Annotated in this window: 24 protein-coding genes, 1 pseudogene and 1 riboswitch; of the genes and pseudogenes, 3 read left to right on the top strand and 22 right to left on the bottom strand. The window is 71.7% G+C overall.

The features are described 5' to 3' along the window. The first annotated feature begins 105 nt into the window (after positions 1 to 105). Together ACTWPT_RS03360 and ACTWPT_RS03355 are read left to right on the top strand one after the other, a co-directional pair. Positions 106 to 711 carry a DUF2975 domain-containing protein gene (locus ACTWPT_RS03360; RefSeq protein ID WP_443175724.1) on the top strand — a complete coding sequence of 202 codons (606 nt, stop codon included), beginning with the start codon at positions 106 to 108 and terminating at the stop codon, positions 709 to 711. After that, positions 711 to 920: a helix-turn-helix domain-containing protein gene (locus tag ACTWPT_RS03355; RefSeq protein WP_443175723.1), complete on the top strand. Its 210-nt coding sequence runs from the start codon at positions 711 to 713 to the stop codon at positions 918 to 920. The genes ACTWPT_RS03360 and ACTWPT_RS03355 overlap by 1 nt, the downstream gene beginning before the upstream one ends. 74 nt (positions 921 to 994) lie before the next feature. On the opposite strand, the gene ACTWPT_RS03350 is transcribed toward ACTWPT_RS03355, so the two are convergent. Then, positions 995 to 2,035, bottom strand: coding sequence for an LLM class F420-dependent oxidoreductase (locus tag ACTWPT_RS03350; RefSeq protein ID WP_443175722.1), 1,041 nt, complete (start codon positions 2,033 to 2,035; stop codon positions 995 to 997). Between the two features lie 289 nt (positions 2,036 to 2,324). On the opposite strand from ACTWPT_RS03350, the gene ACTWPT_RS03345 reads away from it, so the two are divergent. Then, entirely contained in the window at positions 2,325 to 3,212 is an 888-nt protein-coding gene (locus tag ACTWPT_RS03345) for an endonuclease/exonuclease/phosphatase family protein (RefSeq protein WP_443175721.1), read from the top strand. Here the strand turns inward: ACTWPT_RS03345 and ACTWPT_RS03340 are convergent. The 21 genes and pseudogenes from ACTWPT_RS03340 to metK form a co-directional block, all read right to left on the bottom strand. Beyond that, positions 3,198 to 3,764 carry a nucleotidyltransferase family protein gene (locus ACTWPT_RS03340; protein WP_443175720.1) on the bottom strand — a complete coding sequence of 189 codons (567 nt, stop codon included), beginning with the start codon at positions 3,762 to 3,764 and terminating at the stop codon, positions 3,198 to 3,200. The two genes, ACTWPT_RS03345 and ACTWPT_RS03340, sit on opposite strands and share 15 nt — an antisense overlap. Beyond that, positions 3,761 to 4,852, bottom strand: a complete 1,092-nt coding sequence (locus tag ACTWPT_RS03335) for an XdhC family protein (RefSeq protein ID WP_443175719.1) — start codon at positions 4,850 to 4,852, stop codon at positions 3,761 to 3,763. The genes ACTWPT_RS03340 and ACTWPT_RS03335 overlap by 4 nt, the downstream gene beginning before the upstream one ends. Continuing rightward, complete coding sequence (locus ACTWPT_RS03330) at positions 4,845 to 5,918, bottom strand: vWA domain-containing protein (protein ID WP_443175718.1); 1,074 nt, start codon at positions 5,916 to 5,918, stop codon at positions 4,845 to 4,847. Before ACTWPT_RS03330 ends, ACTWPT_RS03335 begins: the two co-directional genes overlap by 8 nt. A 16-nt stretch (positions 5,919 to 5,934) precedes the next feature. After that, positions 5,935 to 6,801: an AAA family ATPase gene (locus ACTWPT_RS03325; protein ID WP_443175934.1), complete on the bottom strand. Its 867-nt coding sequence runs from the start codon at positions 6,799 to 6,801 to the stop codon at positions 5,935 to 5,937. Between the two features lie 122 nt (positions 6,802 to 6,923). Beyond that, on the bottom strand, positions 6,924 to 7,376 hold the full coding sequence (locus ACTWPT_RS03320) for a PH domain-containing protein (protein WP_443175717.1): 453 nt from the start codon (positions 7,374 to 7,376) through the stop codon (positions 6,924 to 6,926). Between the two features lie 20 nt (positions 7,377 to 7,396). After that, entirely contained in the window at positions 7,397 to 7,864 is a 468-nt protein-coding gene (gene ribH, locus ACTWPT_RS03315) for a 6,7-dimethyl-8-ribityllumazine synthase (protein ID WP_443175716.1), read from the bottom strand. Continuing rightward, positions 7,861 to 9,078 (bottom strand): bifunctional 3,4-dihydroxy-2-butanone-4-phosphate synthase/GTP cyclohydrolase II, encoded by a 1,218-nt coding sequence (locus tag ACTWPT_RS03310; protein WP_443175715.1) that lies wholly within the window; start codon positions 9,076 to 9,078, stop codon positions 7,861 to 7,863. The genes ribH and ACTWPT_RS03310 overlap by 4 nt, the downstream gene beginning before the upstream one ends. Next, a complete protein-coding gene (locus ACTWPT_RS03305) occupies positions 9,078 to 9,740 on the bottom strand; it encodes a nicotinamide mononucleotide transporter family protein (protein WP_443175714.1) in 663 nt (220 codons plus the stop codon). The genes ACTWPT_RS03310 and ACTWPT_RS03305 overlap by 1 nt, the downstream gene beginning before the upstream one ends. Beyond that, on the bottom strand, positions 9,737 to 10,327 hold the full coding sequence (locus ACTWPT_RS03300; RefSeq protein ID WP_443175713.1) for a riboflavin synthase: 591 nt from the start codon (positions 10,325 to 10,327) through the stop codon (positions 9,737 to 9,739). Before ACTWPT_RS03300 ends, ACTWPT_RS03305 begins: the two co-directional genes overlap by 4 nt. Then, positions 10,327 to 11,793: a bifunctional diaminohydroxyphosphoribosylaminopyrimidine deaminase/5-amino-6-(5-phosphoribosylamino)uracil reductase RibD gene (gene ribD, locus ACTWPT_RS03295; protein ID WP_443175712.1), complete on the bottom strand. Its 1,467-nt coding sequence runs from the start codon at positions 11,791 to 11,793 to the stop codon at positions 10,327 to 10,329. The genes ACTWPT_RS03300 and ribD overlap by 1 nt, the downstream gene beginning before the upstream one ends. Positions 11,794 to 11,896: 103 nt before the next feature. Beyond that, positions 11,897 to 12,027: riboswitch (FMN riboswitch) on the bottom strand. Positions 12,028 to 12,103: 76 nt separating this feature from the next. Next, positions 12,104 to 12,913: an oxygenase MpaB family protein gene (locus ACTWPT_RS03290; protein ID WP_443175711.1), complete on the bottom strand. Its 810-nt coding sequence runs from the start codon at positions 12,911 to 12,913 to the stop codon at positions 12,104 to 12,106. A 77-nt stretch (positions 12,914 to 12,990) separates the two neighbouring features. Continuing rightward, the gene (locus ACTWPT_RS03285; RefSeq protein WP_443175710.1) at positions 12,991 to 13,341 is read right to left on the bottom strand and encodes a sigma factor; all 351 of its coding nucleotides are present in this window, start codon (positions 13,339 to 13,341) and stop codon (positions 12,991 to 12,993) included. A gap of 104 nt (positions 13,342 to 13,445) precedes the next feature. Beyond that, positions 13,446 to 14,108: a ribulose-phosphate 3-epimerase gene (rpe, locus tag ACTWPT_RS03280; protein WP_443175709.1), complete on the bottom strand. Its 663-nt coding sequence runs from the start codon at positions 14,106 to 14,108 to the stop codon at positions 13,446 to 13,448. Between the two features lie 13 nt (positions 14,109 to 14,121). Continuing rightward, a complete protein-coding gene (locus ACTWPT_RS03275; RefSeq protein ID WP_443175708.1) occupies positions 14,122 to 15,096 on the bottom strand; it encodes a phosphatase PAP2 family protein in 975 nt (324 codons plus the stop codon). 79 nt (positions 15,097 to 15,175) lie between these two features. Beyond that, positions 15,176 to 16,570 (bottom strand): annotated as a pseudogene (locus tag ACTWPT_RS03270) (RsmB/NOP family class I SAM-dependent RNA methyltransferase); the annotation flags it as partial. 194 nt (positions 16,571 to 16,764) lie between these two features. Then, positions 16,765 to 17,691 carry a methionyl-tRNA formyltransferase gene (fmt, locus tag ACTWPT_RS03265; protein ID WP_443175707.1) on the bottom strand — a complete coding sequence of 309 codons (927 nt, stop codon included), beginning with the start codon at positions 17,689 to 17,691 and terminating at the stop codon, positions 16,765 to 16,767. A 4-nt stretch (positions 17,692 to 17,695) separates the two neighbouring features. Further along, positions 17,696 to 18,244: a peptide deformylase gene (def, locus tag ACTWPT_RS03260; protein WP_443175706.1), complete on the bottom strand. Its 549-nt coding sequence runs from the start codon at positions 18,242 to 18,244 to the stop codon at positions 17,696 to 17,698. Positions 18,245 to 18,280: 36 nt separating this feature from the next. Then, the gene (locus tag ACTWPT_RS03255; protein ID WP_443175705.1) at positions 18,281 to 19,618 is read right to left on the bottom strand and encodes a hypothetical protein; all 1,338 of its coding nucleotides are present in this window, start codon (positions 19,616 to 19,618) and stop codon (positions 18,281 to 18,283) included. 37 nt (positions 19,619 to 19,655) lie between these two features. Then, entirely contained in the window at positions 19,656 to 21,137 is a 1,482-nt protein-coding gene (locus tag ACTWPT_RS03250; protein ID WP_443175704.1) for a hypothetical protein, read from the bottom strand. Positions 21,138 to 21,186: 49 nt separating this feature from the next. After that, entirely contained in the window at positions 21,187 to 23,481 is a 2,295-nt protein-coding gene (locus tag ACTWPT_RS03245) for a primosomal protein N' (protein ID WP_443175703.1), read from the bottom strand. A gap of 226 nt (positions 23,482 to 23,707) precedes the next feature. After that, positions 23,708 to 24,895, bottom strand: coding sequence for a methionine adenosyltransferase (gene metK / locus ACTWPT_RS03240; RefSeq protein WP_443175702.1), 1,188 nt, complete (start codon positions 24,893 to 24,895; stop codon positions 23,708 to 23,710). Positions 24,896 to 24,968: the final 73 nt, after the last annotated feature.

Below are 24,968 nucleotides of genomic sequence, written 5' to 3'. Positions count from 1 at the left end.
AATTACTCGAACATCAGGATTTGCGACCCACCATAGGGCCCCACTGCCCCCTCCGCCTCACAACCGGTCTCGACATAACGACTTTCGTTATTTACGATTATCGTTATGTCCACACGATGGTTGATCCGACTCCAGATCCTGCTGAGCTTCGGGCTCGTCCTGGGCTGCCTGGGCGCCCTGGCCGGTCTCGCCGCGACCGCCGGCATGGCCTTCTTCGGCACGCCCGCGGGGATCGGCATCCCGCTGCGCGTGTTCGACGTGCCGGCCGAGGGAATGGCGGCGCCCGGCGCCACGGTCGGCGACGCGACCGCCGAGGTGGTGGTCCGCCCGGAGGGCGCCGCACCGCTCGCCGGCCTGTTTTACCTGCTTCTGTGGGGTCCCGGCACGGCCACGTGGGTGCTCGCGCTGTTCACGCTGGTCCGCGCGCTGCGGCGAGCGACGATGGGCGACCGGGCGCTGTTCTCCGCCGCGACGGGCCGCGACCTGCGCAGGCTCGGCTGGATCCTGATCGCCGGCTCCCTCGTGTCGGCCGCGATCGGGATGGTTGCGGAGGCCATACTCTCCTCCATGCTGCTTGCGGAGACCCATCCGATCCATTGGCCGCCGGGCGAGGTGCTCGGGGCCGTTGTGGCGGGGTTCGCCGCGCTGGGCGTGTCGGAGATCGTACGGCGCGGCCTGGCCCTGCTCGAAGAGGTCGAGGCCACCATCTGATGGGTGAGCGCGCCATCAGGGTCCGCCTCGACGAGCTGCTCCAGGAGCGGGGCATGACGCTCACCGAGCTGTCACACCGCGTGGAGATCACCGTGGTCAACCTGTCGATTCTCAAGAACGGCCACGCCAAGGCGATCCGCTTTTCCACGCTGACCCGCCTGTGCGAGGCGCTCGACTGTCAGCCGGGCGACCTGCTGTCCTACGAGTAGGCCGCGCGGCGGCGATCAGGCCGGCCGTGCCGACGGGGGCCGGCCGGAGCCTCGGTGGGCGAGGATTCACCCCGCTAGCCGGCGATCTCCTTGATCTTCTCGATCAGCCGCACCCGGTCCTCGTGCGTCCTGCCGAGCGGCGTCACATTGAGCGTGGTCACCCCCGACTCTTTCAGCGCCTGCACCCGGTCGCGCACGAACCCCTCGCCGCCGATCAGTGACATCTTCTCCAGCAGCTCGCCCGGCACCAGCGCGGCCGCCTCGTCCTTCTTGCCCTGCAGGTAGAGGTCCTGAATCCGCTCGGCCTCCTTCTCGTAGCCGTAGCGCCTGGCCAGGTCGTTGTAGAAGTTCTTGCCCTTGGCGCCCATGCCGCCGATGTAGAGAGCCGCCATCGGCCGCCCGAACTCCAGGAGCCCCGCAACGTCCTCGCCGATCGCGAGCGCCGCCTGCGCGATCACATCCAGCTCGCCCAACTCGGGATCCCGCTTGGCCTGGCCCGCGGCCAGCGACGGGCCCCACACCTCGCCGGCCTTCTCAGGCACGTAGAAGATCGGCTCCCAGCCCTCGGCCAGCTCGGCGGCCAGCTCGACGTTCTTGGGCCCGATGGCGGCGACCACGATGGGGATGCGGGGGCGTACCGGATGGTTGATGATCTTGAGGGCCTTGCCGAGGCCCGTGCCCTGGTCCGGCGGGAGCGGCACCGTGTAGTTCTTGCCTGCGTGCTCCAGCCGCTCGCGCCGCCACACCTTGCGGCAGATCTCGATGACCTCCCTGGTACGCCCGAGCGGCGCGGTGTACGGCACCCCGTGGAACCCCTCGATCACCTGCGGCCCCGACGCGCCGAGGCCGAGCGTGAAACGGCCGTCGGAGACGTAGTCCATGCCCGCGGCCGTCATGGCCAGCAGCGTCGGCGTACGCGAGTAGATCGGCAGGATGCCCGAGGCGATCTCCAGCCGCTCGGTCTTGGCCGCGATGTACCCCATCTGGCTCACGGCGTCGAAGCTGTAGGCCTCGGCCACGAACACGATGTCCAGTCCGGCCTTCTCGTAGTCGGCCAGCTCGGCGACCGACTCCTTGAAGCCGCCCGAGTAGTTGAGTGCCATACCGATCCGCATGCCGGGCTCCCCATGAACCGAATGTTGTTCCGTTTCTATCGGGGAGCCTACAGCGTGTGCGTGTCGGCCTGAGAGCGGCTAGCGTCTCTGACTGGCCGAGCGCCCATCGTCAGCACTCCCTTGCGCCGGCGGCGTGCGCCGGACCGGTGGCGCATGTCCCCTCCGGACGCCGGCCCGGCCGGGGCCGAGGGGGAGGGTGCCCTGCGTCGCCAGATGACAGGGCACGCCATAACGATGAGTAACTGTAAAATCACGCGGGATCGCGAGTCGAACGAGGAGCCTGGTTCGGGTGCTGGGACGGGTTGTGGTGGTGTTGTCGGTCGTCGTGGCCGCGGGCCTGGCGGGGCACCAGCTGATCCCCGCGCTCGGCGGGTTCACGCCCGTGCTGGAGAGCCTGCTGCCGTGGATCGGGCTGTCCGTGCCGCTGCTGTTCGTGGGTGCCGCGCTGGCTCGTTCCACGCCGGCCGCCGCGGCGGCTCTGGTGCCGGGCGTGGTGTGGGCGGCGATGTTCGGCTCCACGCTGTTTCGCACGTCCCCGGGCGGGCCCAGTGACCTGGCCGTGGGCACGGTCAACGTGGGGGTGCGCAACAGCGCCTCGGGCGAGGCCGTACGCGCGATCGCCAAGGACCTCGACCTGCTGGCCGCCCAGGAGCTCACCAGCGGCGGACCCGCGGCCAAACAGCTCAGCAAGATGTTCAAGTACCACTACCCGGTCAGCACGGTGGGCCTGTGGAGCCGCTACCCGATCAGCGAGTCCAAGCCGCTGGACGTCGGCCTGGGCTGGCCGCGGGCCCTGCGCGCGGTGGTCGCCACGCCGAAGGGCAAGGTCACCGTCTACGTCATGCACCTGGCTTCGGCCCGGCCAGGGCACACCGCCTCCCGCGACGCCTCGCTCGCGCAGGCGCGCAAGCTCGTCGACGCCGACTCCAGCAAGCGGATCCTGCTGCTCGGCGACCTCAACACCGCCACCACCGACCGCGGCATGCGGGGATTGACCCCGCCGCTGACCGACGCGCAGAGCGTGGCGGGCGAGGGGTTCGGGTTCACGTGGCCGGCGAGGTTCCCGATCACGCGGCCGGATCACATCCTGTTCAAGGGGATGAAGGCGACCGAGGCGGGCGTGGCCCCGGCGACCGGCAGCGACCACCGGGCGGCCATCGCCTCATTCCGCCTGTAGCAAGCTCAGATCGGCAGGCGTGTCGATGTCGGAGGGATCGCCGTGCTCGTCGCACGGCACCTCCATGATCAGCTCGGGATGCGCCTTCAGGAACGGGCGGGCGCCGACGTCGCCCACGGCCCGCTCGGCCACCTCCGCGAAGTGCTCCCGGGCGATCAGCACGGGGTTCCTGCGCTTCCCCGCGTACGTGGCGACCGCCACGCCTGCGCCCGCGCCGATCAGCGCGCGCACCGCGCCCGGCCGGATCAGCGGCTGGTCGACCAGTGCGATCACGACGGCCTCCGCCTCCTCCGGCAGCGCGGCGAGGCCGACGCGCAGGGAGGAGCCCATGCCCGACGCCCAGTCCGGGTTGCGTACGGTGACCGCGCCGCGCACCTGCACGGTGGCCGCTCCCAGCACGACCACGACGGGGTGGCAGCCGCCCTCGTCCAGCAGTCGCACGCCGCGGTCGACCAGGCGCTCGCCCGCGTACTCGACCAGCGCCTTCGGCGTGCCGAGCCGGGCACCCTGGCCGGCGGCCAGCAGCAGCCCCGCGACCCTGCCGGATCTCATGGGGCCTCGTGGTGGATGCGGCCCTCGGTGGCGGACAGCGGCCGGCCCGTACCGCCCCAGCGCAGCTGGATCAGCTCGGCGGCGATCGACACGGCCGTCTCCTCGGGCGTGCGCGCTCCGAGGTCGAGCCCGATCGGGGACCTCAGCCTGGCCAGCTCCTCATCGGTGAGGCCGGCCTCGCGCAGCCGGTCGAGCCGGTCCTCGTGGGTGCGGCGCGAGCCCATGGCCCCGACGTAACCGGCGTCGGTACGCAGCGCCACCTCCAGCAGCGGCACGTCGAACTTGGGATCGTGGGTGAGCACGCAGATCACCGTACGCTCGTCCACCTGCACGGACGCCAGGTAGTCGTGCGGCCACTTGACCACGACCTCGTCGGCGTCGGGGAACCGTTTGGCGGTGGCGAAGATCGGCCGGGCGTCGCAGACCGTGACGTGGTAGCCGAGGAATTTGCCCACCCTGGCCACCGCGGCGGCGAAGTCGATGGCGCCGAACACCAGCATGCGCGGCGGCGGCGCGAACGAGTTCACGAACACCGCAAGATCGTCCAGCCGCCGCTCGCCCTGCCCGCCGTAGTGCCGGATGCCGGTCAGGCCCTGCGCGAGCATGCCGCGGGCGTCGTCGTCCACGGCCTCGTCCAGGCGTTCCAGGCCCAGGGTGCCCGACGAGCGGTCCGGCCAGATGATTCTGCGGGCGCCGACCTGGCCGGGGCCTGAGACGACGGTGGCCACGGCGACGGGCTCGTGCGCCTCAACGGACGCCGCTATCTCCCCCAATTCCGGAAATGTCTCAATCGAGATGGGTTCGACCAGGATGTCGATAATGCCGCCGCAGGTGAGGCCGACAGCGAACGCGTCGTCGTCGCTCACGCCGTACCGCTGCAGGACCGGGGCGTCGGCCTCGGTCGCCAGCTCGAACACCGCGCCCTCGACGCACCCACCGGACACGCTGCCGACCACCTCGTCGCCGCGCACCGCCATGGCCGCGCCCGGCGGCCGCGGCGCGCTGCTGAACGTGCCCACCACTGTCGCCAACCCGAACTTGAGCCCCGACCTCCACCACGGCAGGATGTCCCGCAGCACGTCACGCATGGGCGAGCCTTTCGCTGAGTTGCTCGTACGCGGCCAGGCTATGCCCGGCCACCAGGTCGTCGAGGTACGGCAGGGCGGCCCGCATGCCACCGGTGAGCGGCTGGTAGTCCTCGTACCCCTTGTGCGGGTTGACCCAGATCACCCGGTACGCCTGCCTGGCCAGCCTGGCCATCTGCGTGCCCAGCAACTCAGGATCACCACGTTCCCACCCGTCCGAGGCGATCACCGCGATCGCCCCTCGCGCGCTGAACCGGGAGAGATACTCCCTGAGTTCCTCCCCCAGCCGGGTTCCGCCGCTCCAGTCCGGTATGACCTTCGACACCTCGTTGAGCGCGGTGCCCGGGTCGCGGTGCCGCAACTCGGCAGTGATCGGGGTGAGCCTGGTGCCGACCGAGTAGACCCTGGTGGTCCGCGGCTCGCTCCTGACCAGCGCGTGGGCGAAGCGCAGCAACGTCTCGGCGTACGGGGCCATGGAGCCGCTGACGTCCACGAACAGCACCACCGTGCGGGGCCTGGTGGTGTGCCTCTTGTAACGGAGCCTGGCCACCTCGCCCTTCCTGAGCGCGTCACGGATGGTGCGGCGCTGGTCCAGGCTGCCCCGGTGGGCGCTCTCGAACCGGCGCGAGCGCCGCCGCGCCCGGCCGCTCCTCAGCATGGCCAGCATCCGGTGCACCTCGGCCCGCTCGGCCTCGGTCAGCCTGGCCACGTCGCGGTGGCGCAGGATCTCGGCCCGGCTGGCGGTCGCGGGCGCCGCCGTGCCGTCGTCGGAGCCCTCTTCGGCGTCTTCCCGGGTGGCCAGGTGCCTGGTGACGGTGGTCGTGCTCGTCCGGGCCATCGTCGCCCGCTGACCGCCGAAGTAGGCGGCGAAGCACCGGTCGTACCTGGGCAGATCGTCGGGCGTCGCGCACAACGTGAGCCGCCCGGCCCAGTAGACCTCGCCCTGGTCGGTCACGTCGAGGTGGTCGAGCGCCTGCACCATGCTCTGCGTACGGTCGTGATCGGCCCCCACCCCCGCCGCGCGCAGCGTCCTGACGAACCCCGTCACGGTGGCGACGAGCTCACTCATCGGATCACCCATGGGATCACGCATGGGAGAGCAGCCCGTTGCCGAGCACGTTCGCGACGTCCTCCCGATACTTCAACGCCGCCCCCAGCGTGGCCGCGGCCAGGCCCGGGTCGAGCTCCTTGGCCCCCAGCGTGAGCAGCGCCTCCGTCCAGTCCAGCGTCTCGGCCACCCCGGGCGGCTTGACCAGGTCGGCCTGCCGCAGCCGCTCGGCCGCCCTCGCCACCTGCGTGGCCAGCGTCTCGGTGCAGTCCGGCAGGCGCCGCAGCAGGATGGCGACCTCCCGATCGAAGCTGGGGTGCTCCAGCCAGTGGTAGAGGCAGCGCCGCTTGAGCGCGTCGTGCACCTCCCGCGTCCGGTTGGAGGTCACTACGACCACGGGCGGCGTCTTCGCCCTGACCGTGCCCAGCTCCGGGATCGAGATCGTGAAGTCGGACAGCACCTCCAGCAGGAACGCCTCGAACTCGTCGTCGGCCCGGTCGACCTCGTCCACGAGCAGCACGCTCGGCTGCGTCTCGATGGCTTTGAGCAGCGGCCGCGCGATCAGGAACCGCCGATCGTAGATCTCCCCCTCGAGCCTGCCCACGTCCGTGATCCCTGCCGCCTCCGCGGCCTTGAGATGGAGCAGTTGCCGGGCGAAGTCCCAGTCGTACAGCGCCTGGGCGGCGTCCAGCCCCTCGTAGCACTGGAGCCTGATGAGCGGCGCCTTGAGCAGCGTCGCGAGCGTCTTGGCCAGCTCGGTCTTCCCGACCCCCGCCTCCCCTTCCAGGAAGAGCGGCCGCCCCATCTTCAGCGCCAGGAAGGCGGCCGTGGCCAGTCCTTGGTCGGCCAGGTAGGCGTGCCGGTCGAGAAGCTCGATGAGCTTCTCCGGCGAGTCGATGTCCATTGCCTTGATTGTCCGCCGCAGCACGCCTTCAGGCTACGTCGCCACCCGGCTCGATGACATTCCCGCCGGTCGCCGATCGCTCAAAGTAAGCTGTCGATCACCAAGCGGAAGGCCGACAACGCTTAATTGTCGCGCGCCTCCCCGCGCTCCCGGATCAAGGCCTCCAGTTCGGCCGTGGCCCGGCGGGCGCGGGGCTTCTCGGAGCCCTGGATGCCCATGGCGCCGATGGTCCGCCCGTCCGAGAAGTCGATCTTCGGCCAGGGGTCCCCCACCAGCAGCGTGACCTCCAGGATCTCCGGCCACGTATACCGATGCGTACGGAGCGCGTTCACGATCGTGACGCCCTCGTCGTCGGCCTCCACCCGCACCCGCCCTAGCAAATGCAGCACGAAGGCCACCGCGCAGCCGAATGCCACGATCGCCACCCGGTCGGGCAGCTTGAACGGCTCCGCGATGAAGACGGCCATGACCACCGCCCCCAGCACGATCAGCAGGGCGAAGCCGTACGCGACGATCCTCGGCCGGCGTGGACGCCAGGTGACGGGCAGGGGTGGAGGCGGGACGGGCTCTGACACGAACGGAAACCTACCGCAGCTCAGCGGAGGTTCCGCAGGAGGAGGGCGGTCTCGAGCGCGGCGACGGCCGACTCATACCCCTTGTCCTCCTTGCTCCCAGGCAGGCCTGACCGGTCCAGGGCCTGGTCGAGCGTGTCGCAGGTGAGCACGCCGTTGCCGACCGGGGTCTCCTCGTCCAGCGAGATCCGGGTCAGGCCCGAGGTCACCGAGTCGCAGACGTAGTCGAAATGGGCAGTCTCCCCTCGGATGACCGCGCCCAGCGCCACCACCGCGTCGCAGCGGCGGGCCAGCGCCTGGGCGACCACCGGGATCTCCAGCGAGCCCGGCACCCGGACCACGGTGGCCCTGGCGCCGCTGTCGTCGCAGGCCTGCACGGCCCGCGCCACCAGCTGGTCGGTGATCTTGGCGTGCCAGCCGGCCGCCACCACCCCCACCGTCAGCCCCGAGGCATCGGGCGCCGTGACGCCCGGCCGTCCTTCCCCACTCATGAGGCCTCCGAGATGTCGTGGCCGAGGCGGTCGCGCTTGGCCATCAGGTATCGCTCGTTGTAGGGGTTCATGGCCACGGGCATGGGCTCGCGGCCGAGGACCTTGATGCCGTACCCGTCCATGCCCTTGAGCTTGGCCGGGTTGTTGGTGAGCAGCCGCACCGACTTGACCCCGAGGTCGGCGAGGATCTGCCCGGCGTTGGAGAACTCCCGCGCGTCCACCGGCAGCCCCAGCTCCACGTTCGCGTCGACGGTGTCGCTGCCGTTGTCCTGCAGGCTGTACGCCCTGAGCTTGGCCAGCAGCCCGATCCCCCGGCCCTCGTGGCCGCGCAGGTAGACGATCACGCCCCGGCCCTCCTGCGCGATGGCCGACATGGCGTTGTCGAGCTGCACGCCGCAGTCACAGCGCAGCGAGCCGAACACGTCGCCGGTCAGGCACTCGGAGTGCGCCCGGACCAAGACGTTCTCGCCGTCGCTCAGGTCGCCGTAGACGAGCGCGACGTGCTCCCCGCCGTCCAGAGCGCTGGAGTAGCCGTAGGCCCGCCACATTCCGTACACGTTCGGCAGCCGCGTCTCGGCGACCCTGGCGACCATGCTCTCGGCCCGCCGCCGGTAGTCGACGAGCTGCTCGATGGAGACCAGGGCCAGGTCGTGCTCGTCGGCGAAGCGGCGCAGCTCGGGCAGCCTGGCCATGGTGCCGTCGTCGTTGACGACCTCGGCCAGCGCGCCCGCCGCCGACAGCCCGGCCAGCCTGGACAGGTCCACGGCCGCCTCAGTGTGCCCGCGCCTGGCCAGCACGCCGCCCTCCTGGTAGCGCAGCGGGAAGATGTGCCCGGGGCGGACGAGCTCGTTGGGCTCCGTGGCGGAGTCGGCGAGCGTGCGGATGGTCTTGGCCCGGTCGGCGGCGGAGATGCCGGTGGTGACGCCGTCGCGGGCGTCCACGGTGATCGTGTACGCCGTGCGCATGCGCTCCCTGTTCTGGAACACCATGAGCGGCAGCCCGAGCCTGTCGAGCTCGTCGCCCTCCATGGCCACGCAGATCATCCCGCTGGTGTGCCTGATCGTGAACGTGCACAACTCCGGCGTGGCCTTCACGGCGGCGAAGATGAGGTCGCCCTCGTTCTCCCTGTTCTCGTCGTCGACCACCACGACGGGCTTGCCGTTGCGGATGTCCTCGATCGCGCGCTCGATCGGGTCGAGCTTGATGTCGCTCATTACGCCGCCGCCTCCGCCATGGCCAGCGGGGAGGACCGGTATTCGCGCAGCCACTTCACGAAACCGATGAGGACCAGGACGAAGAACACGCCGTACACGGCGCCGGAGACGACCAGCCCCGAGCTGAACGCCAGCGGCACCCCGACCAGGTCCACCGCCACCCACACGATCCAGAAGTCCACCAGCGCCCGGCCCTGGGCCCAGGTGGCGAGGGCGCTGCCGACGAAGATGTAGGCGTCGGCGGCCACCAGGAAGGCGCCCTCGGGCAGCGGGACGTGCGCCCCCCACGACAGGCCGGTGTAGAAGAACAGCACCCCGACCGCCGCCGTGCCCAGGAGCATGAGGGCGATCAGCACCAGACGCTCCCACCACTCGGCGGGCCTGATGGCCAGCTGCTTGCCGTTCTGCGTGCCGCGCCGCCACGCCCACCAGCCGTAGATCGCCAGGCCCGCGAACATGGCCTGCTTGAGCGCGTTCCCGGTGATGTGCGCGTTGATCGAGGCGATGAACAGCAGCACCGAGCCGGTGAACTGGACCGGCCATGTCCATATCGATTTCCGTATGGCGAGCAGGACCGTGGACAGCGCGGCGATGTTGCCGATCAGGTCCGTCCAGAGCACGTGTGTGCCGAATACGGTGAATCCGGCGTTCGCCCAGTTCACTGTCTGGCCACCAGCCTTTCCACATACTTCGCGATCACGTCGACCTCGATGTTCACCTCGTCGCCCATCTGGCGTTCGCCCATGGTGGTGAGCTTCAGCGTGGTCGGGATGAGGCTCACGCCGAAGCTGTCGTCATCAACCGTCGTCACCGTCAGGCTGATTCCGTCGATCGCGATCGAGCCCTTCTCGGCGACGTACCGGCTCAGCGGCTCCGGCAGGGAGAAACGCAGGTCGTCCCAGCTGTCGCCGGGGTCGCGGGACAGCAGCACGGCGGTGCCGTCCACGTGGCCCTGCACGATGTGGCCGCCGAGGCGCTGGTCGGCGCGTACGGCCCGCTCCAGGTTCACCGGCGAGCCCTCGGTGAGGCGGCCCAGGGAGCTGCGGTCGAGGGACTCCCTCATCACGTCGACCGTGAACACGTCGCCCTCGACCCGCACGACCGTGAGGCACACGCCGTTGACGGCGATCGAGTCGCCGTGCTTGGCGTCGGAGGTGACGATGGGGCCGCGTACCGACAGCAGGGCGCCGCCGCCGGCCCGGTCGATGGCGACGACCTCGCCTTTTTCCTCAATGATTCCGGTGAACATCACTGCTCCCTGCCTGGTTGTGCGATGGGCCGGGCAATTAGTCGTATATCCGGCCCTATGGGGGAAATTTCGTCAAATGTCAGGCGGTGCATCCGGCCGATCGTCTCCACCCCGGCAGCGCCGAGTGCGGCCCGCCCGGAGCCGAGCAACGCGGGCGCGATGTACGCGACCACCCGGTCGACCACGCCTTCGCGCAGGAACGCGCCGGCCAGTGTGGGGCCGCCTTCCACGAACACGCTGACGACCTCGCGCGCGGCCAGCTCGAGCAGGAGGGCGCGCAGGTCCAGGCCGTCTCCGTGGCGGGGCAGGCGCAGGAGCTCGGCTTTGAGATCGGTCGTGACGTCGTCGGCGACCGCGATCAGCGTCGGCGCCTCGTCGTCGAGGACCCTGGCGTCCGGCGGCGTCCTGCCCTCGGTGTCGACGACGACCCGCAGCGGAGCCCGAACACCCGCTGCCCCGCCGACGCCCGTCACGCGCCCGTCAGCCGCCGCCGAGTGCCCGGCACCCGCTCCGTCGCCACGCCCGGCGCCGTGGTGGACGCCTGTGGTGCGGTGGCCGGCGAGGGGTTCCACCGCGCCATCCCCGCGCACAGTGCCCGCTACGCGCCCGCTCCCGCTTGCCGCAGCACGTGCGGCGGCTGCCGTCGCGGAATGCTCACCGCCGGCGCCACCGCCATCGCCGGCGTGCGCGCCACCCCAGGAATCGGCATGTGCGCCAGAGCCGACGTCCAAGCCGGAGCCGGCACCGGCCGCACGGCCGGCGTTCAGACTCGCCGCACGGCCGGCGTTCGGAGCGGAGCCGGCGTTCGCGGCGAGACGCGGGTCGGCGGCGGGGCGGGCGGTGAGGCGGGGGTCATCGGACAAGACCGTGCCGATGCCCGCCACGATCGCGTCCGAGGCCGCCCGCCACCGGTGCACGTCGGCCCGCGCCTCCGGGGAGGTGATCCACTGGCTGGTCCCGTCCTCGGCGGCCGACCTGCCGTCGAGCGTGGCGGCGAACTTCCAGGTCACGTGAGAGCGCCCGAGCCGCGCGTAGGTGAGCCACTCCTCGTTGACCCGCTCGGCCGCACCCGTCAGAACGCCCATCGTCACGGCGACGCCGGCGGCCCGCAGCCGCACGGCGCCGCCCGCCGCCTTGGGGTTGGGGTCGGCGACGGCGACCACGACCCGCGCGACCCCCGCGTCGAGCAGTGCCGCGCTGCACGGCCCCGTCCGGCCGGTGTGGTCGCAGGGCTCGAGCGTCACGTACGCGGTGCCGCCCCTGGCCCGCTCCCCCGCCTGCGCCAGCGCCACGACCTCGGCGTGCGGACCGCCCGCGTACGCGTGGAACCCCTCGCCGGCCACTGCTCCGGCGGCGTCCAGCACGACGCAGCCCACGACGGGGTTGGGGCTGGTGGTGCCGTGTCCGTGCCCGGCCAGCTCGACGGCGCGCGCCATGTGCGCGGCGTCCCGCTCGGGTATCTCCACCCGGGTCTCCTACTCGCCAGTAGCTCCAAGCCACGGCGGGCCCCGGGGGACTCACGTGATGCGCGATGCACCACAGAAGGCATCCGGCGATACGCCGGACACCTCGCGCGCTACCTCCCATCCGGACTTTAACCGTCGGTCCCGGAATTTCACCGGATCAACCGGCCGATGGCATCGGCCGGGTCGCGGACTTTCACCGCCGGTTCGGAGTTTCACCGACCCCGGAGCACGCTAGCTCTCTTCGCTATCAGTGTGCCATGCCCGAAACAACGGACGCGACCGCCCCCACCCTTTTAACCAAGCGTCCGCTTCAGGCGGCGGTCAGCCGGTGCGCACGGCGGGCCGCCGGGGAGTAGCGGACCTGGGCGGGGACCAGGCCGAGCCCGGTGTGCAGGGTACGCAGCGTCGCGGTCGCCCACAGGTCGCCGACGGGCGTGGCGGGCAGCCCGTACAACCGTCTGGCCCAGCGTGGCAGGGTGGCGAAGGCAAGGATCATCAGCGCGGGCACGGCGGGCTTGAGCGGGAGCAGCAGACGCGGGAGCGGCGCGTTGAGCGACAGGCGCAGCGGATGGGCGGCCTCGGGTACGAAACGCAGCCCGGGACGCGCGGCCTCGATGTAGTCGTGCAGCTCGGCCACCGAACCGGGCACGTCCGCACCCTCAAGCCCGACGACCTCGGCGGCCCGCCGCCACTCGTGGACGAACGCGTCCGCCTCGTCGTCCGTCAGCCGCACGCCCGCCCGCCGGGCGACGGACAGGTAGGAGTCGACCTCGCCGACGTGCACCCAGCGCAGTGCCTCCGGCTCGTCCAGGCGGAACGTGGTGCCGGCGTCCGGGTCGTAGGCGGTCAGCCTGGCATGGATCTTGCGGACCCGGCGGCCGGCCTTCTCGACCTCGGCGCAGGTCCCGTACGTGCGCACGCGGACGAACTCGGTGGTGCGCACGAAGCGCGACCACGCCTCGTTCGGATCCATGAGCGCGGAGTTCTGCAGCACTCCGCGCATCGCCCGCGGATGCAGCCCCTGCATGAGCAGAGCCCGGATGCCGCCGACCAGGAGGATGGGCTCCCCCATCACCCGCCACGTCACCGAACTGGGGCCGAAGATCCCATGGTCGCCCATAAGTGAAGAATTACCCAGCTAGGGGGTGCCGTTAACGGACGATCTGGCGAACGGCTACCGGATCCTGGCCAGGTCGATCACGTAGAGGTCGTCCCCGACCGTGTAGCTGAGGCCAGCGCCTGCCACATCCTCTGCTCGTCGCCGCTGGGCAACTCGTCGTGGTGCTCCCGCTCAGGCGGGTCCCAGGCGAGTTGCTCGCGCCTGCGCAACCGCCAGCCGGCGATGTGCAGCCTGGCCATCGTGGTGCGCGCGTAGCTCTCCGGGTTGTCCTTCAGACGCAATCGATGCCAGGCGCCGCGCAGCTTGAGCAGCGCCTCCTGGACCAGGTCCGCCGCATCGTGCGGATTGCCGGCCAGCACGTAGCCGTAGCGCAGCAGCGCGTCGCCGCGTTCGGCGACGAACTCCGCGAAACGGGGATCGCCTTCCAACAGTTCTCGCCCTTCGTCGTTCCTTCTCCTCCGAGAGGAACAGGCTGCGGAAACTGTTGCACGCCCGTCGGAAAGGCCCCGCCAGACGGACTAAGGGGGATATTTCACGTCATGGCGCGGGTGGCGGTGGCACGCAGCTCGTCGACGGCCGCCACCGGGTCAGAGGCGCCGTAGACGGCGCTGCCGGCCACGAACACGTCGGCGCCCGCCTCGGCGCAGCGCCCGATGGTCTCGGCGTCCACTCCCCCGTCCACCTGCACCCAGATCCGCCCGCCGTGCCGCTGGACGAGCGCCCGAGCCCGGCGGATCTTCGGCAGCACGCCGTCGAGGAACTTCTGCCCACCGAACCCGGGCTCGACGGTCATCAGCAGCAGCATGTCGATCTCGGGGAGCAGGTCCTCGTAGGGCTCGACGGCGGTGGCAGGGTTGAGCGCGAGGCCGGCCCGTGCGCCGAGCGAGCGGATCTCGCGCAGCGTGCGGATCGGGGCCCTGGCCGCTTCCGCGTGGATGGTCACGCTGCCGGCCCCGGCCTCGGCGTACTGTGGCGCCCAGCGGTCCGGGTCGGCGATCATGAGATGGCAGTCGAGCGGCGTCGCGGTTGCCTTGCGCAGCGCCTCGACCACGGGCAGCCCGAGGGTGAGGTTGGGCACGAAGTGGTAGTCCATGACGTCGACGTGCAGCCAGTCGGCGTTGGGCACGGCGGCGGCCTCGTCGGCGAGCCTGGCGAAGTCGGCGGCGAGGATGCTGGGCGAGATCTGTACGGCCATGATTCTCCCGAGTCTAGTGAACGGCCTGCGCCTGCCTCACCCGGGACATCAGCCCGAGCTTGATGAACGTCAGCGGCGCCCCCAGCTGCACCCACAGTGCCAGCAGCGCGTATCCGCCGTACGTGACCACGCCGGTCTGGGGCAGCTCGCCCTGGACGTACCAGATGAGCACGGCCACGGCCGTGCCGAGCAGCCACCGGGCGGCGCGCAGTCCGAGCGGCCCGCCCGCGTCGAACCAGCCGATCCTGTACATGATCGACGCCCCGGCCAGCGTGCCGAACAGCACGCCCGCCATGGTGACGATCGTGATCAGACTCTCGGGCGCGATCCGGCCTGCCGAGCTCCAGGCCGCGGGCAGGGACCAGCCGGCGTACGGGGCGTTGGCCAGCGCGGCGGCGCCGATCAGCGCCCCGGAGAGCACGGCCGAGGCCGCCAGCTGCGCCCAGAGCTCCAGCCCGCGCCACCACGCCGTCAGCGGGCGTTCCAGCTTGTGCACGAGCAGCAGCACGGCCGCACCGAGGAGCACCCCGGCCACCACGTCCGAGATGAAGTGCACTCCCAGGTAGACGCGACTCAGGCAGACCAGCGCCGTGAGCGCGCCCGCCGTCCACCACGCCCACGGCCGTCCTGCGGTCACGGCCAGCCGGCCCAGGCCGGCGGTGCCGTTCTGGGCGTGTCCCGACGGCAGCCCGAAGGCCCCTTCGAGGGAGAGCGGGCGCACCCGGGGGTCGATCCAGTACGGCCGGGGCTGGTGGGCGGCCAGCTTGCCGATCGCGTTGGCCGCCGCTGACACCATGACCGTGAGGGCGAGCCGCAGGGCGAGTTTGGGGTCGACGCACCAATAAAGGACGGGCAGGCACAGCAGGAAGAACGTGTCCGTGCCGAACACGGACACGAGTTCCAACACCGGCCGTACCCAGTCCGGCCACTGCTGGAGCCAGATGATCGGCTCCAGCTCCGCTCTATGAAGGTCGTCCAGGAAATCCACGGCATCGATCCGACCACATCTGCCCACGGGAACGACAATTCAACCGACTGCATCCGTCCCGTGTAGAAGCAGGCGCGCGTCAGGGTCTCTTGCGGAGCAGGGCCAGGAACATGGCGTCGGTGCCGTGCCGGTGCGGCCAGAACTGGGCGTGCGGGCCGTCTCCCAGTCCGTCCACCTCGGGCAGGTAGTCCCGGGCGTCGAGCTGCTCGACATCGTCCCTGCGCCCGGTCACGTCCCCCACCACGACCCGGGTCTCGGCCAGGTGCGGCGAGCAGGTGACGTACGCCACGACCCCGCCGGGCCGCGCCGCGTCCAGCGCTGCGCCGAGCAACCGCCGCTGCAGCCTGCCGAGCTCGGCGATGCCGGACGGATCGCGCCGCCACCGCGCCTCGGGCCGTCGCCGCAGCGCCCCCAGCCCGGTGCACGGCGCGTCGAGCATGATCCGGTCGAACACGCCCGGCCGCCACGCGGGCTCCGTCCCGTCCGCGGTCACCACGGACGCGTGCCGGGTGGTCTGCCAGACCAGCCGGGCCCGGTGGTACTGCAAGTCGGCGGCGAGCAGCCGGGCCCCGCCCGGGAACCCGGAAGGATCACCGTGGGTGGCGATGGCGTCGAGCAGCCCTGCCTTGCCGCCGGGCCCGGCGCACATGTCGAGCCACAGCTCCTCGCCCTCCCGCTCGACCGGTACCCGGGTCAGGGCGAGCGCCACCAGCTGGCTGGCCTCGTCCTGCACGGCGGCACGCGTCCCGGCCACGGCCTCGATCCGTCCGGGATCGCCTTCGGGCAGGTACGCGGCATATGGGGAGTAGCGTCCCGGGGCGGCGCCCGCCTCCTCGAGCTCCTTGACCGAGCTGCGCCCGGGCCGTGCGACCAGCGTCACCAGCGGTCGGGCGTTGTCGGCGTCGAGCAGGTCGGGCAGCTCGCCGTCGCCGCCGAGCGCGTCGCGGAAGGCCGTGACGATCCACCGTGGATGGCCGTAGGCGACGGAGAGGTGGCCTACGGGGTCGTCGGCCGGGTCCGGCGCGACGATGGGCAGCCAGTCCTCGAGCGTCCTGGACGCGATCTTGCGCAGGACCGCGTTGGCGAACTTGGCCGCGCCGGGGCCGACGCGCAGGCGTACGAGGTCGACGGTGGTGCCGACGGCCGCGTGCGGCGGTACGCGCATGCGCAGGAGCTGGTGTGCGCCGAGCCGCAGGGCGTCGCGTACGTCGGGGTCGGGCGTGCGGTCGCTGCACAGCTCGATGATCGCGTCGTAGGTGCCGAGGCCACGCAGCGTCCCGTAGGCGAGCTCGGTGGCCAGCGCGGCGTCGCGGCCCTTGATGCCGCGGTCGCGGAGGAGGCGAGGGAGTAGCAGGTTGGCGTAGGCGTCGCGCTCGTCGACGGCGCGCACAACGTCGTAGGCGGCGTTGCGGGCGGGGTCGCGCGGCGGCCTGCTCGGCCCACGCGAACGTCCTCCGCCGCCGCCCGCGCCTCGGCCCGCACCGCTGCCCGCGCCTCGGCCGCTTGCCGCATCCCGGCCCGCACCGCTGCCCGCGCCTCGGCCGCCAGCCGCATCCCGGCCAGCACCACCTGCCGCGCCACGGCCGCCGCCAGGCGTACCGCGGCTTGCGCCGCTTCTGGCCGTTTGGTCCCCCCTGGTCCTCATACCGTCAGACTTCCCCGATCGGGTCACTCAAAGGTCTCTTTGCCCTCCGGGCGGACTCCCCGAGCCCACTCCACGGCCTCCATCAGCCGCTTGCCCTGCGGCTGCACCTCACCCAGCCGCACGGCGTCGGTGGCGGTCCCGACCAGCACGCTCGTTTTGGTGGCGGCGATCTCGCCGGGCGCCAGCCGCTCACCGGGAGCCGGCACGACCGGCCCCAGCTTGATCCGATGGCCCCTGAACTCGCTCCACGCGCCGGGGTTGGGAGTGCAGCCCCGGATCAGCCGGTCCACGTGCATGGCGGGCTTGGCCCAGTCCACCTGGGCGTCGTCGACGTTGATCTTGGGCGCGATGGTGACGCCGTCGGCCGGTTGAGGCCGGGCCTCCAGGGTGCCGTCCTCGACGCCGTCGAGGGTGGCGGCGAGCAGCCCCGCCCCGGAGACCGACAGCCGCTCCAGGAGGGTCCCGCTCGTGTCGGCGGTGCGGATCTCCTCGGTGACCACGCCGTAGACCGGCCCGGCGTCCAGCTCCTTGACGATCTGGAACGTGGTCGCGCCGGTGATCTCGTCACCGTGCAGGATCGCGTGCTGGACGGGCGCGGCGCCCCGCCAGGCGGGCAGGATCGAGAAGTGCAGGTTGATCCACCCGTGGCGGGGCACGTCGAGCGCGGACTGCGGCAGCAGCGCCCCGTACGCCACCACCGGGCAGCAGTCGGGCTCAAGCGCGCGCAGCCGGTCGAGGAAGGCCGGGTCACCGGCCTTCAGCGGGCGCAGCACCTCGATGCCCGTCTCCTCGGCGAGCGCGGCCACCGGAGACGGGTGGACCTTGCGTCCTCGCCCTGACTGGGCGTCGGGGCGGGTGACGACCGCCACCACCTCGTGCCGCGGCGAGTCGATCAAGGTGCGCAGCGAGGGCAGCGCCGTGTCCGGTGTGCCCGCGAAGACCAGACGCATGCTCTCAGAGCGCCCTTCCGCCGGTCGCGTGCGGCGAGTATTTGACCATCGGGGCGGACAGGCCGCTCCACTCGGCCTCGCGGACCGCCTTCATGGCCAGCTTGCGCTGCTTGGGGTCCATGCGGTCGATGAACAGGATGCCGTCGAGGTGGTCGGTCTCGTGCTGGAAGCAGCGGGCCATGAGGTCGGTGCCCTCCAGCACGACGGGCTCCCCGTGCATGTTGAAGCCCTTGGCGACGGCGCGGATCGCGCGCGGCGTCGGGAACGACAGGCCGGGGAAGGACAGGCAGCCTTCCTCGCCCTCCTCGTCGAGCTCGGAGGACAGGTCGAGGTCGGGGTTGATCAGGTGGCCGAGCTGGTCGTCCACGTAGTAGGTGAACACCCGGAGGCCGACGCCGATCTGCGGGGCCGCGAGGCCCGCGCCGGGCGCGTCCATCATCGTGTCGGTGAGGTCTTTGACCAGCTTGCGAAGCTCCTTGTCGAAGTCGACGACCGGGGCCGCCGGGGTGCGCAGCACTGGGTCACCGAACAGCCGGATCGACTGGATCGCCAAGGGGTCACTCCGTTTCTCGAGCTCTGCAAGCGTGGATCAGCCCAGTTTAGTGTGCTCGAGCGAGCGGGCCTTCATCGCGGCTTTGCGGGCCGCCTTGGCCACCGCCTGGTCGTCGTGGGCGGCGGCCAGCATGTCGAGCACGGCGATCGTGTCAGGGTGATCGACTCCGGGCATCTCGGCGACGAGCTTGATCAGGTCCTCTCCCGGCTCGGGCGGGTCGAGCCGGCCCGCGGCGGGGCCGGACAGATGCATGAGGGCGGCCAGCGAGTCGACCGCGATCCACGTGTGATCCTCGGGGCTGAGCGGCGGCGCCTCCAGGTCGCGGATGTGCAGCCAGGACGCGGCGTAGCGGCGCGTCATCGGGTGGCCGAGCGCCTGCCTGACGGGTGCCTCGGCCTCTGGGCCCAGCTCCTCCAGAATCGCGCCGACCGCGCCGCGCTGGCCGGCCGTGCCGGACGCCGCGATCTCGATCAGGTCGCGGGCGGCCGACTCCGGTGCGCGGCGCTCCAGCCAGCCGGCGACGGCGCTCTGCGTGGCCGAGCCCTTGACGAGCGCCTCGACCAGCTCGGCCGCCGAGAGGTCGGCGAACACCTCCACTTCCTCCGTCGTCGGCGCGTCGTGGCCTTCGCGCAGCAGATCGCGGCGGATGGCCCAGACGCCGAGCGGGGTGAGCGCGGTGCGGCCCGCGGCGGTCTGCTCGACCAGGCCGCAGTACGACAGCAGCGACAGCGCCTCGAGCAGCTCGGCGGGCAGCGCGGCGGCGATCCTGCGCATTTCGACGGGCCCTGGTGCGAAGGCGACCTCGTGGGATTGCAGGATGCCCCTGGCGAGGTTGGCGGTGGCCACGCCGGAGCGCACGGAGTAGATCGTGGCGAGCATCTCCGCCAGGTGGCCGTCGACCACGGCCGAGCCGGTCAGTCCGTCGTCGGCGCGGTCGAGCACGTCCATGACGACGCCGTCCCAGAACTCCAGCGTGGCCTCCACCGTGAGCTGCGTCGACAGCGGCCCGCGGGAGACCCGGCCACCGATGATCCGGAGCAGCCCGGTGTTGACGGCGACGATCCAGACGAGCCTTAGCCGGGCGGCGGGCAGAGCGAGCTGCTCGGCGGCGGCCGCCGCGTCGGCCTCGCGGAGGTGCCCGTCGGCGCTCACCTCGCGGGCGCCCGTCCACGTGGTGAGCCTGATGGCGTCGGCCACGATCGGCACGGCGGACACCGCCGCGGCCAGCTCGGCGTCCGGCGCCAGCAGGACCGGCGGGAAGGTCAGCGCTTCGTGCTCCTCCGCGGGAGGCTCCTCGGCCGGCCGTGGCGGCACAGCGGCCTGCTCATCGATCAGCTTGCGCAGCTCGGAGAGGTCGAAGACGTTGTTGGCCACCCACGAAACTTACTGCACAGCCGTCACATGAGCGTACTCAACGGATGGCGCGGGAGCGGGCTTTGAACGCGGCCTTGCGTGCCGCCTTGGCGACCGTGCCGTCGGGGATGGAGCGTCCGAGCAGCTCCAGGACCTCGACGACATCGGGGTGGTCGACCCGCCACATCTCCTCGATCATATGGGCGGGCGGGCCGGAGGCGGCCATGTTCTCGGCGAAGATCTCGGGGTCCTCCTCGGCCGCGGGCATGGCCAGGGCGAGCATGTCGACGCTGACCCAGAGCAACTCCTCCTGGGTGAGCTGCGGGGCGGACAGGCCGCGGGCGGCCAGCCAGTGGATGGCGTGCGGCCGCAGCTCCTGATCGTCGAGGTAGTCGCGGACGTGGGGCTCGGCTTCCGCGCCGAGCCGGTCGACGATGGTGATCGCGATGCCGCGGGCCACGGCGGGCGCGCCCGAGGCGGCGGCCAGCAGCTCGCCTGCGGCCTCGCCGGCCGTCCTGCCGCTCAGCCAGCGGCTGATGTCGTCCTCGGCGAGCTCGGCGGGCACGCCGTCGAGCAGACCCTCGATGAGGACGTGCGCGTCGGCGTCGGCCAGGTCCGGGGCTTGGGGGGCGTCGAGGCCGAGCGACAGGTAGTGCTCGCGCAGCGCCCAGACGGCCAGCGGGGTGAGCTCGGCGTCGTCGCCCTCGACTTTGATCATGCCGCACCAGGCCAGCCGGTCGAGCACGGCGGCCAGGTCGAGCCCGCCGTCGCCGGCGATCTCGTCGAGGTATTCGCCGATCACGCTGACGGGCACGCGTACCTGGAGCCGGTAGAGCATGTCGAACAGGTCGTAGAGACCCTCGTCGACTTCGGATGAGCCGGTGATCGCGCCGCGCGTGTCGCGATCGAGGATGCGGGCGACGGCCTCGGCCCATTCGCGCAGCGGCTCGCCGGTGCTCGGCAGCGGCCACTCCCGCAGCATTGGCACGGTCCTGAGCGCGGCGAGGAGCGCCTCGGGCGGGGCCAGCCTGGCGGGCGGCAACGGCGTGCAGCCCGGGCAGTCGCAGGGCGCGTCGTCCAGTTCAGAGCCCAGGTCGGGCAGCTCGCCGGACGGGATGGCGATCGACTGCTCGAGCGACTCAGGGCCGATGGCGCTGAACAGGCTCTTGGCCATGCCGAAGTTGGCGGGGTCGGCGAGCGCCTCGGGCATGCGCGGCTCGATGTCGTCGAGCCGCGCGCGCATCCGCGCCGCCCGTTCCTCGGGCACCGCGCCTGCCTCGCTGAGGTAGCCGACGAACGTACGGGCGGCGGCGATGGTCTCCTGCGCGCTCTCCGGAGGCGCGATGACCTTGCGCGGGTAGATGGAAAGGAGCAGCTCGTCGAAGGTTTCCGGAGTGAAATCGCCGAGTTCGTTGACGTTGAGGTAGTCGCTGGCGTAGTCGCAGAGCAGGCGGACCTCGTCCGCATCGACGTCGACTTCCCGCGCGCGCCCCCAGGCACGCAGGTCGTCGATGGCCTGGTTCACCCATTCGATCGACACATGGGCACGCTAACGGCTGGTCCCCAGATGAGCGAATCGGGGAAATGGTTTAAATCAGGTCGAGAGGGTCGACACTCACCCTCACGACATCTGGCGTCTTACGCGCCGCGCGCACCCCACTGGCCCCCTTGAGCGCGGCGGCCAGCGCGGCGCCACCGTTCCTGCGCACGCGGATCATGGCGCGTTCCTGGCCGGCGTCGTCCACGGGGACGGGACCGAGCACCTGGGCGTCGGCCGGGAGGCGTACCTCGTCGAGCATCTGCCTGACCGCACTCGCCGCGCCGGTGAGCGTCGCCATCCTGACCGCGGGCGGGAAGCCCAGCTCGGCCCGGTCGGCCAGCTCGCGCTCGGCGTGGGTGACGGCGTCCCACCGCAGCAGGGCCTGTACGGCGGGCAGCGCGGCGTCCGCCAGCACCACCAGCTCGGCGGCGGGGCGGAGGAGCGCGGCGGCGTTCATCCAGCGGCGTACGGCCTCCTCTCCGGCCCGCAGGTCGGCCCGGCCGAGCAGCGCCCACCCGTCGAGCAGCACAGCCGCCGCGTAGCCGCCTTCTGCCACGGGTTCGGCGCCGGGCGTGGCGACGACCAGGGCTCGGGTGGCGGGCACGGTGGCCAGCACGCCGTCGCGGCCGGAGGTGCGTACCTGGACCGAGGGGAAGGCCCTACCCAGCTCCTCGGCCGTGCGCCGGGCGCCGACGACCACGGCGCGCAGGCGCGGGCTGCCGCAGGAGGGGCACCGCCAGTCGGCGTCCACCCGCCCGCACCAGCGGCAGTAGGGGGCTGCGTGGCCGCCTCTCAGCGCGAGCGGCCCGTGGCAGATGGGCGCCGGCTCGTCCTGCGCCACCAGGGACGCCACGCCACCGCCCAACGGCCCTATGGACGCCGGGCCATCCAGCCTTCCAGGAGCCTCTGGCTCGCCCGGCGTAAGGCCTGGCTCGTCCGGCGTAAGGCCGCCGAACGGCCCGGCCAGCGGGAGTGCCGTCGGGGAGCCGGCCCCGGCGCCCCCGCGGGGCGGGACGGCCGCCGCCAAGAGGACCGGGGTCATGCGGGTGGGTGGAAGGGCGCAGCGGGCGGGGGCGCGGCAGTGGCGGCAAGCGAGCACGGGCAGGTAGCCGCGCCTCGGGACCTGGACCAGGACAGGCCCGCTCTCCAGCCCTTGGCGCAGGGCCCGCCACGCGAGGCTGGGCAGCCGGGCCAGGCGGGCGGCCTGGTCCTTGGCGAGCTCGGCGTCCTCTCCCGCGGGCCGTACGCGGGGGGCGAGGCTCCTGATCGTCGTGCGGGCCGCCACGATGGGCCTGGCCCATCGACCGGCGATGAGCTGCGTGGCCTCGGCGGTACGGGCGTATCCGCCGATCAGCATCGCCGCGCCGGTCCTGTGGGCTCTGAGGCCGAGGACCTCGCGGGCGTGGGGGTAGGGGGCCAGGCGCTCGGCGTGCAGGTCGTCTCCGTCGTCCCAGATGGCCACCAGACCGAGCTCGGCGACGGGGGCGAACATGGCGGCGCGGGTGCCGACGACGGCGCGTACCTGGCCCCTCAGCACCTTCAGCCACCGCCTGTAGCGCTCGGCGGGACCCAGGTCGGCGGTGAGGGCCACGTGCCTGCCGGGGCCGAGCACCCGTGCGAACTCGCCGTCGGCCAGCGCCACGTCCTTGCCGTCGGGGACGACGACGACGGCTCCCCTGCCCCCGTCCAGCGTCGCCCGCACCGCCTCGGCCATCGCGCCGGCCCACCCCGTGGCGCCGGGCAGGGCCGACCACACGGCCCGGGGCGCACGCCCGTTGCGCAGAGCGTCCAGGAACGAAGGGCCGGTCGGGTACGCATCCCAGGCGCTCCCGCCCTGCGCCGGTTCGGCCGGCCGGAGGGCGGTGTCCGCTCGGATCTCCGAGGCGGCCGGCGCGTCCGGCTTGGGCGTCTCCCCCTCGGCCCTGGCGTGGCGGGGCGGGATGGCGAGCCGAAGCACGTCGGTGAGGGAGCCGGCGTACCGGTCGGCGACCGCTCTGGCCAACTCGGCGATCTCCGGCGTCAGCACCCGCTCTGGGGACACCACACGTTCGAGCGGCGTCAGCCTGCCCTCGTGCTCGCTTTCCTCAACCCGCTCCAGCAGGAACCCGTCGGCCAGCTTGCCCGCGAACCGCACCCGCACCCGCACCCCTGGCTGGGCCGTCTCGTGCATGGACGCGGGGATCAGGTAGTCGAAGGCACGGTCGAGGTGCGGCAGGGGGTTGTCCACGGCCACCCTGGCCACCGGCCGCTCCGGAGCGGGGACGACGGCGCCCTTCGTGTCCTTCGACGACGCCGGGGGCCGCACGGCGTCGAGCGGCAGAAGGGCGTCGTCGGAGTCGGTCACGAATAACGTCTACCAGACGCCACCACCGGGAACGCCCGGACGAACGGCATGGCGCAAGCACCCACAAGCCCCGGACACCGCCAAAGCGACCGGTCCACCGACCCGAACCCCACCCCACCTGACGCCCGGGGTCGCTCGCGCCGCCTGACCCCGGTCAGACCGGCAAAGCCGAGAGGCGTCCCATCATGCGAAGGAGACGCCTCTGGGCGGCGGAAAAAGGGGGTTGTCAGAGGCCGGCGGCGGTCCTCAAGGCCTCGGCGCGGTCGGTGGACTCCCAGGAGAAGCCCTCACGGCCGAAGTGCCCGTAGGCGGCGGTCTCGGAGTAGATCGGCCGCAGCAGGTCCAGATCCCGGATGATCGCGGCCGGACGCAGGTCGAACACCTGCAGCACGGCGACCTGGATCTTCTCAACCGGCAGCTTCTCGGTGCCGAAGCACTCCACGAACAGGCCGACCGGCTGAGCCTTGCCGATCGCGTAAGCCACCTGCACCTCGCAGCGGTCGGCCAGTCCGGCGGCCACGACGTTCTTGGCGACCCAGCGCATCGCGTACGCCGCCGAACGGTCCACCTTGGACGGGTCCTTGCCGGAGAAGGCACCGCCACCATGCCGGGCCATGCCGCCATAGGTGTCAATGATGATCTTGCGGCCGGTCAGCCCCGCGTCACCCATCGGCCCGCCGATCTCGAAGCGGCCGGTCGGGTTGACCAGCAACCGATAGCCCTCGGTATCGAGGTCGAGGTCCGCGAGCACCGGATCGACCACGTGCTCCTTGATGTCCGGCGTCAGCATCTCCTTCAGGTCGATCTCGGCCGCGTGCTGCGTCGAGACGACCACGGTGTCCAGCCGCACCGGCCGGTCACCGTCATATTCGATCGTGACCTGCGTCTTGCCGTCCGGACGCAGATAAGGCACCGTGCCGGACTTACGCACCTGCGACAGCCGCTGCGCCAGCCGGTGGGCCAGCGTGATCGGCAGCGGCATCAGCTCGGGGGTCTCGCGGCAGGCGTAGCCGAACATCAGACCCTGGTCGCCCGCGCCCTGCCGGTCGAGCTCGTCGACGTCGCCGTCCACGCGGTGCTCGTAGGCGTCGTCGACGCCCTGGGCGATGTCCGGCGACTGGGCGCCGATGGACACCGACACGCCGCACGAGGCGCCGTCGAAGCCCTTGTAAGAGGCGTCGTAGCCGATCTCCAGGATCTTCTCCCGGATGACGCCGGGGATGTCGACGTAGGTCTCGGTCGTGACCTCGCCTGCGACGTGAACCTGGCCGGTAGTGATCATCGTCTCGACGGCGACCCGGCTCTTGGGGTCATCCTTGAGCATGGCGTCGAGAATCGCGTCACTGATCTGGTCGGCGATCTTGTCCGGGTGGCCCTCAGTGACCGACTCGGAGGTGAACAGGCGACGTGACAACTCAGTGGCTCCTCATGCAGCGGCTGCTGACGAATTTAAAGGCCCGGAACACAAACACATGCCAGGGCCTCGC

Source organism: Nonomuraea sp. 3N208 (assembly GCF_052245935.1).
Lineage (GTDB): Bacteria > Actinomycetota > Actinomycetes > Streptosporangiales > Streptosporangiaceae > Nonomuraea.
Note: the sequence above shows the minus strand (reverse complement) of the source record. Positions and strands in the feature narration are given on the sequence as shown.

What these genes read in the sequence shown, in the direction of transcription:
- ribH (WP_443175716.1), bottom strand. Translation starts at nt 7,864, where the DNA reads ATGAGTGGGGAAGGACGGCCGGGCGTCACGGCGCCCGATGCCTCGGGG.
- ACTWPT_RS03335 (WP_443175719.1), bottom strand. Translation starts at nt 4,852, where the DNA reads ATGCGTGACGTGCTGCGGGACATCCTGCCGTGGTGGAGGTCGGGGCTC.
- ACTWPT_RS03340 (WP_443175720.1), bottom strand. Translation starts at nt 3,764, where the DNA reads ATGAGATCCGGCAGGGTCGCGGGGCTGCTGCTGGCCGCCGGCCAGGGT.
- ACTWPT_RS03310 (WP_443175715.1), bottom strand. Translation starts at nt 9,078, where the DNA reads ATGAGCGACATCAAGCTCGACCCGATCGAGCGCGCGATCGAGGACATC.
- ACTWPT_RS03330 (WP_443175718.1), bottom strand. Translation starts at nt 5,918, where the DNA reads ATGAGTGAGCTCGTCGCCACCGTGACGGGGTTCGTCAGGACGCTGCGC.
- ACTWPT_RS03290 (WP_443175711.1), bottom strand. Translation starts at nt 12,913, where the DNA reads ATGGGCGACCATGGGATCTTCGGCCCCAGTTCGGTGACGTGGCGGGTG.
- ACTWPT_RS03325 (WP_443175934.1), bottom strand. Translation starts at nt 6,801, where the DNA reads ATGGACATCGACTCGCCGGAGAAGCTCATCGAGCTTCTCGACCGGCAC.
- ACTWPT_RS03350 (WP_443175722.1), bottom strand. Translation starts at nt 2,035, where the DNA reads ATGCGGATCGGTATGGCACTCAACTACTCGGGCGGCTTCAAGGAGTCG.
- rpe (WP_443175709.1), bottom strand. Translation starts at nt 14,108, where the DNA reads ATGGCCGTACAGATCTCGCCCAGCATCCTCGCCGCCGACTTCGCCAGG.
- fmt (WP_443175707.1), bottom strand. Translation starts at nt 17,691, where the DNA reads ATGCGTCTGGTCTTCGCGGGCACACCGGACACGGCGCTGCCCTCGCTG.
- ACTWPT_RS03360 (WP_443175724.1), top strand. Translation starts at nt 106, where the DNA reads ATGTCCACACGATGGTTGATCCGACTCCAGATCCTGCTGAGCTTCGGG.
- ACTWPT_RS03355 (WP_443175723.1), top strand. Translation starts at nt 711, where the DNA reads ATGGGTGAGCGCGCCATCAGGGTCCGCCTCGACGAGCTGCTCCAGGAG.
- ACTWPT_RS03300 (WP_443175713.1), bottom strand. Translation starts at nt 10,327, where the DNA reads ATGTTCACCGGAATCATTGAGGAAAAAGGCGAGGTCGTCGCCATCGAC.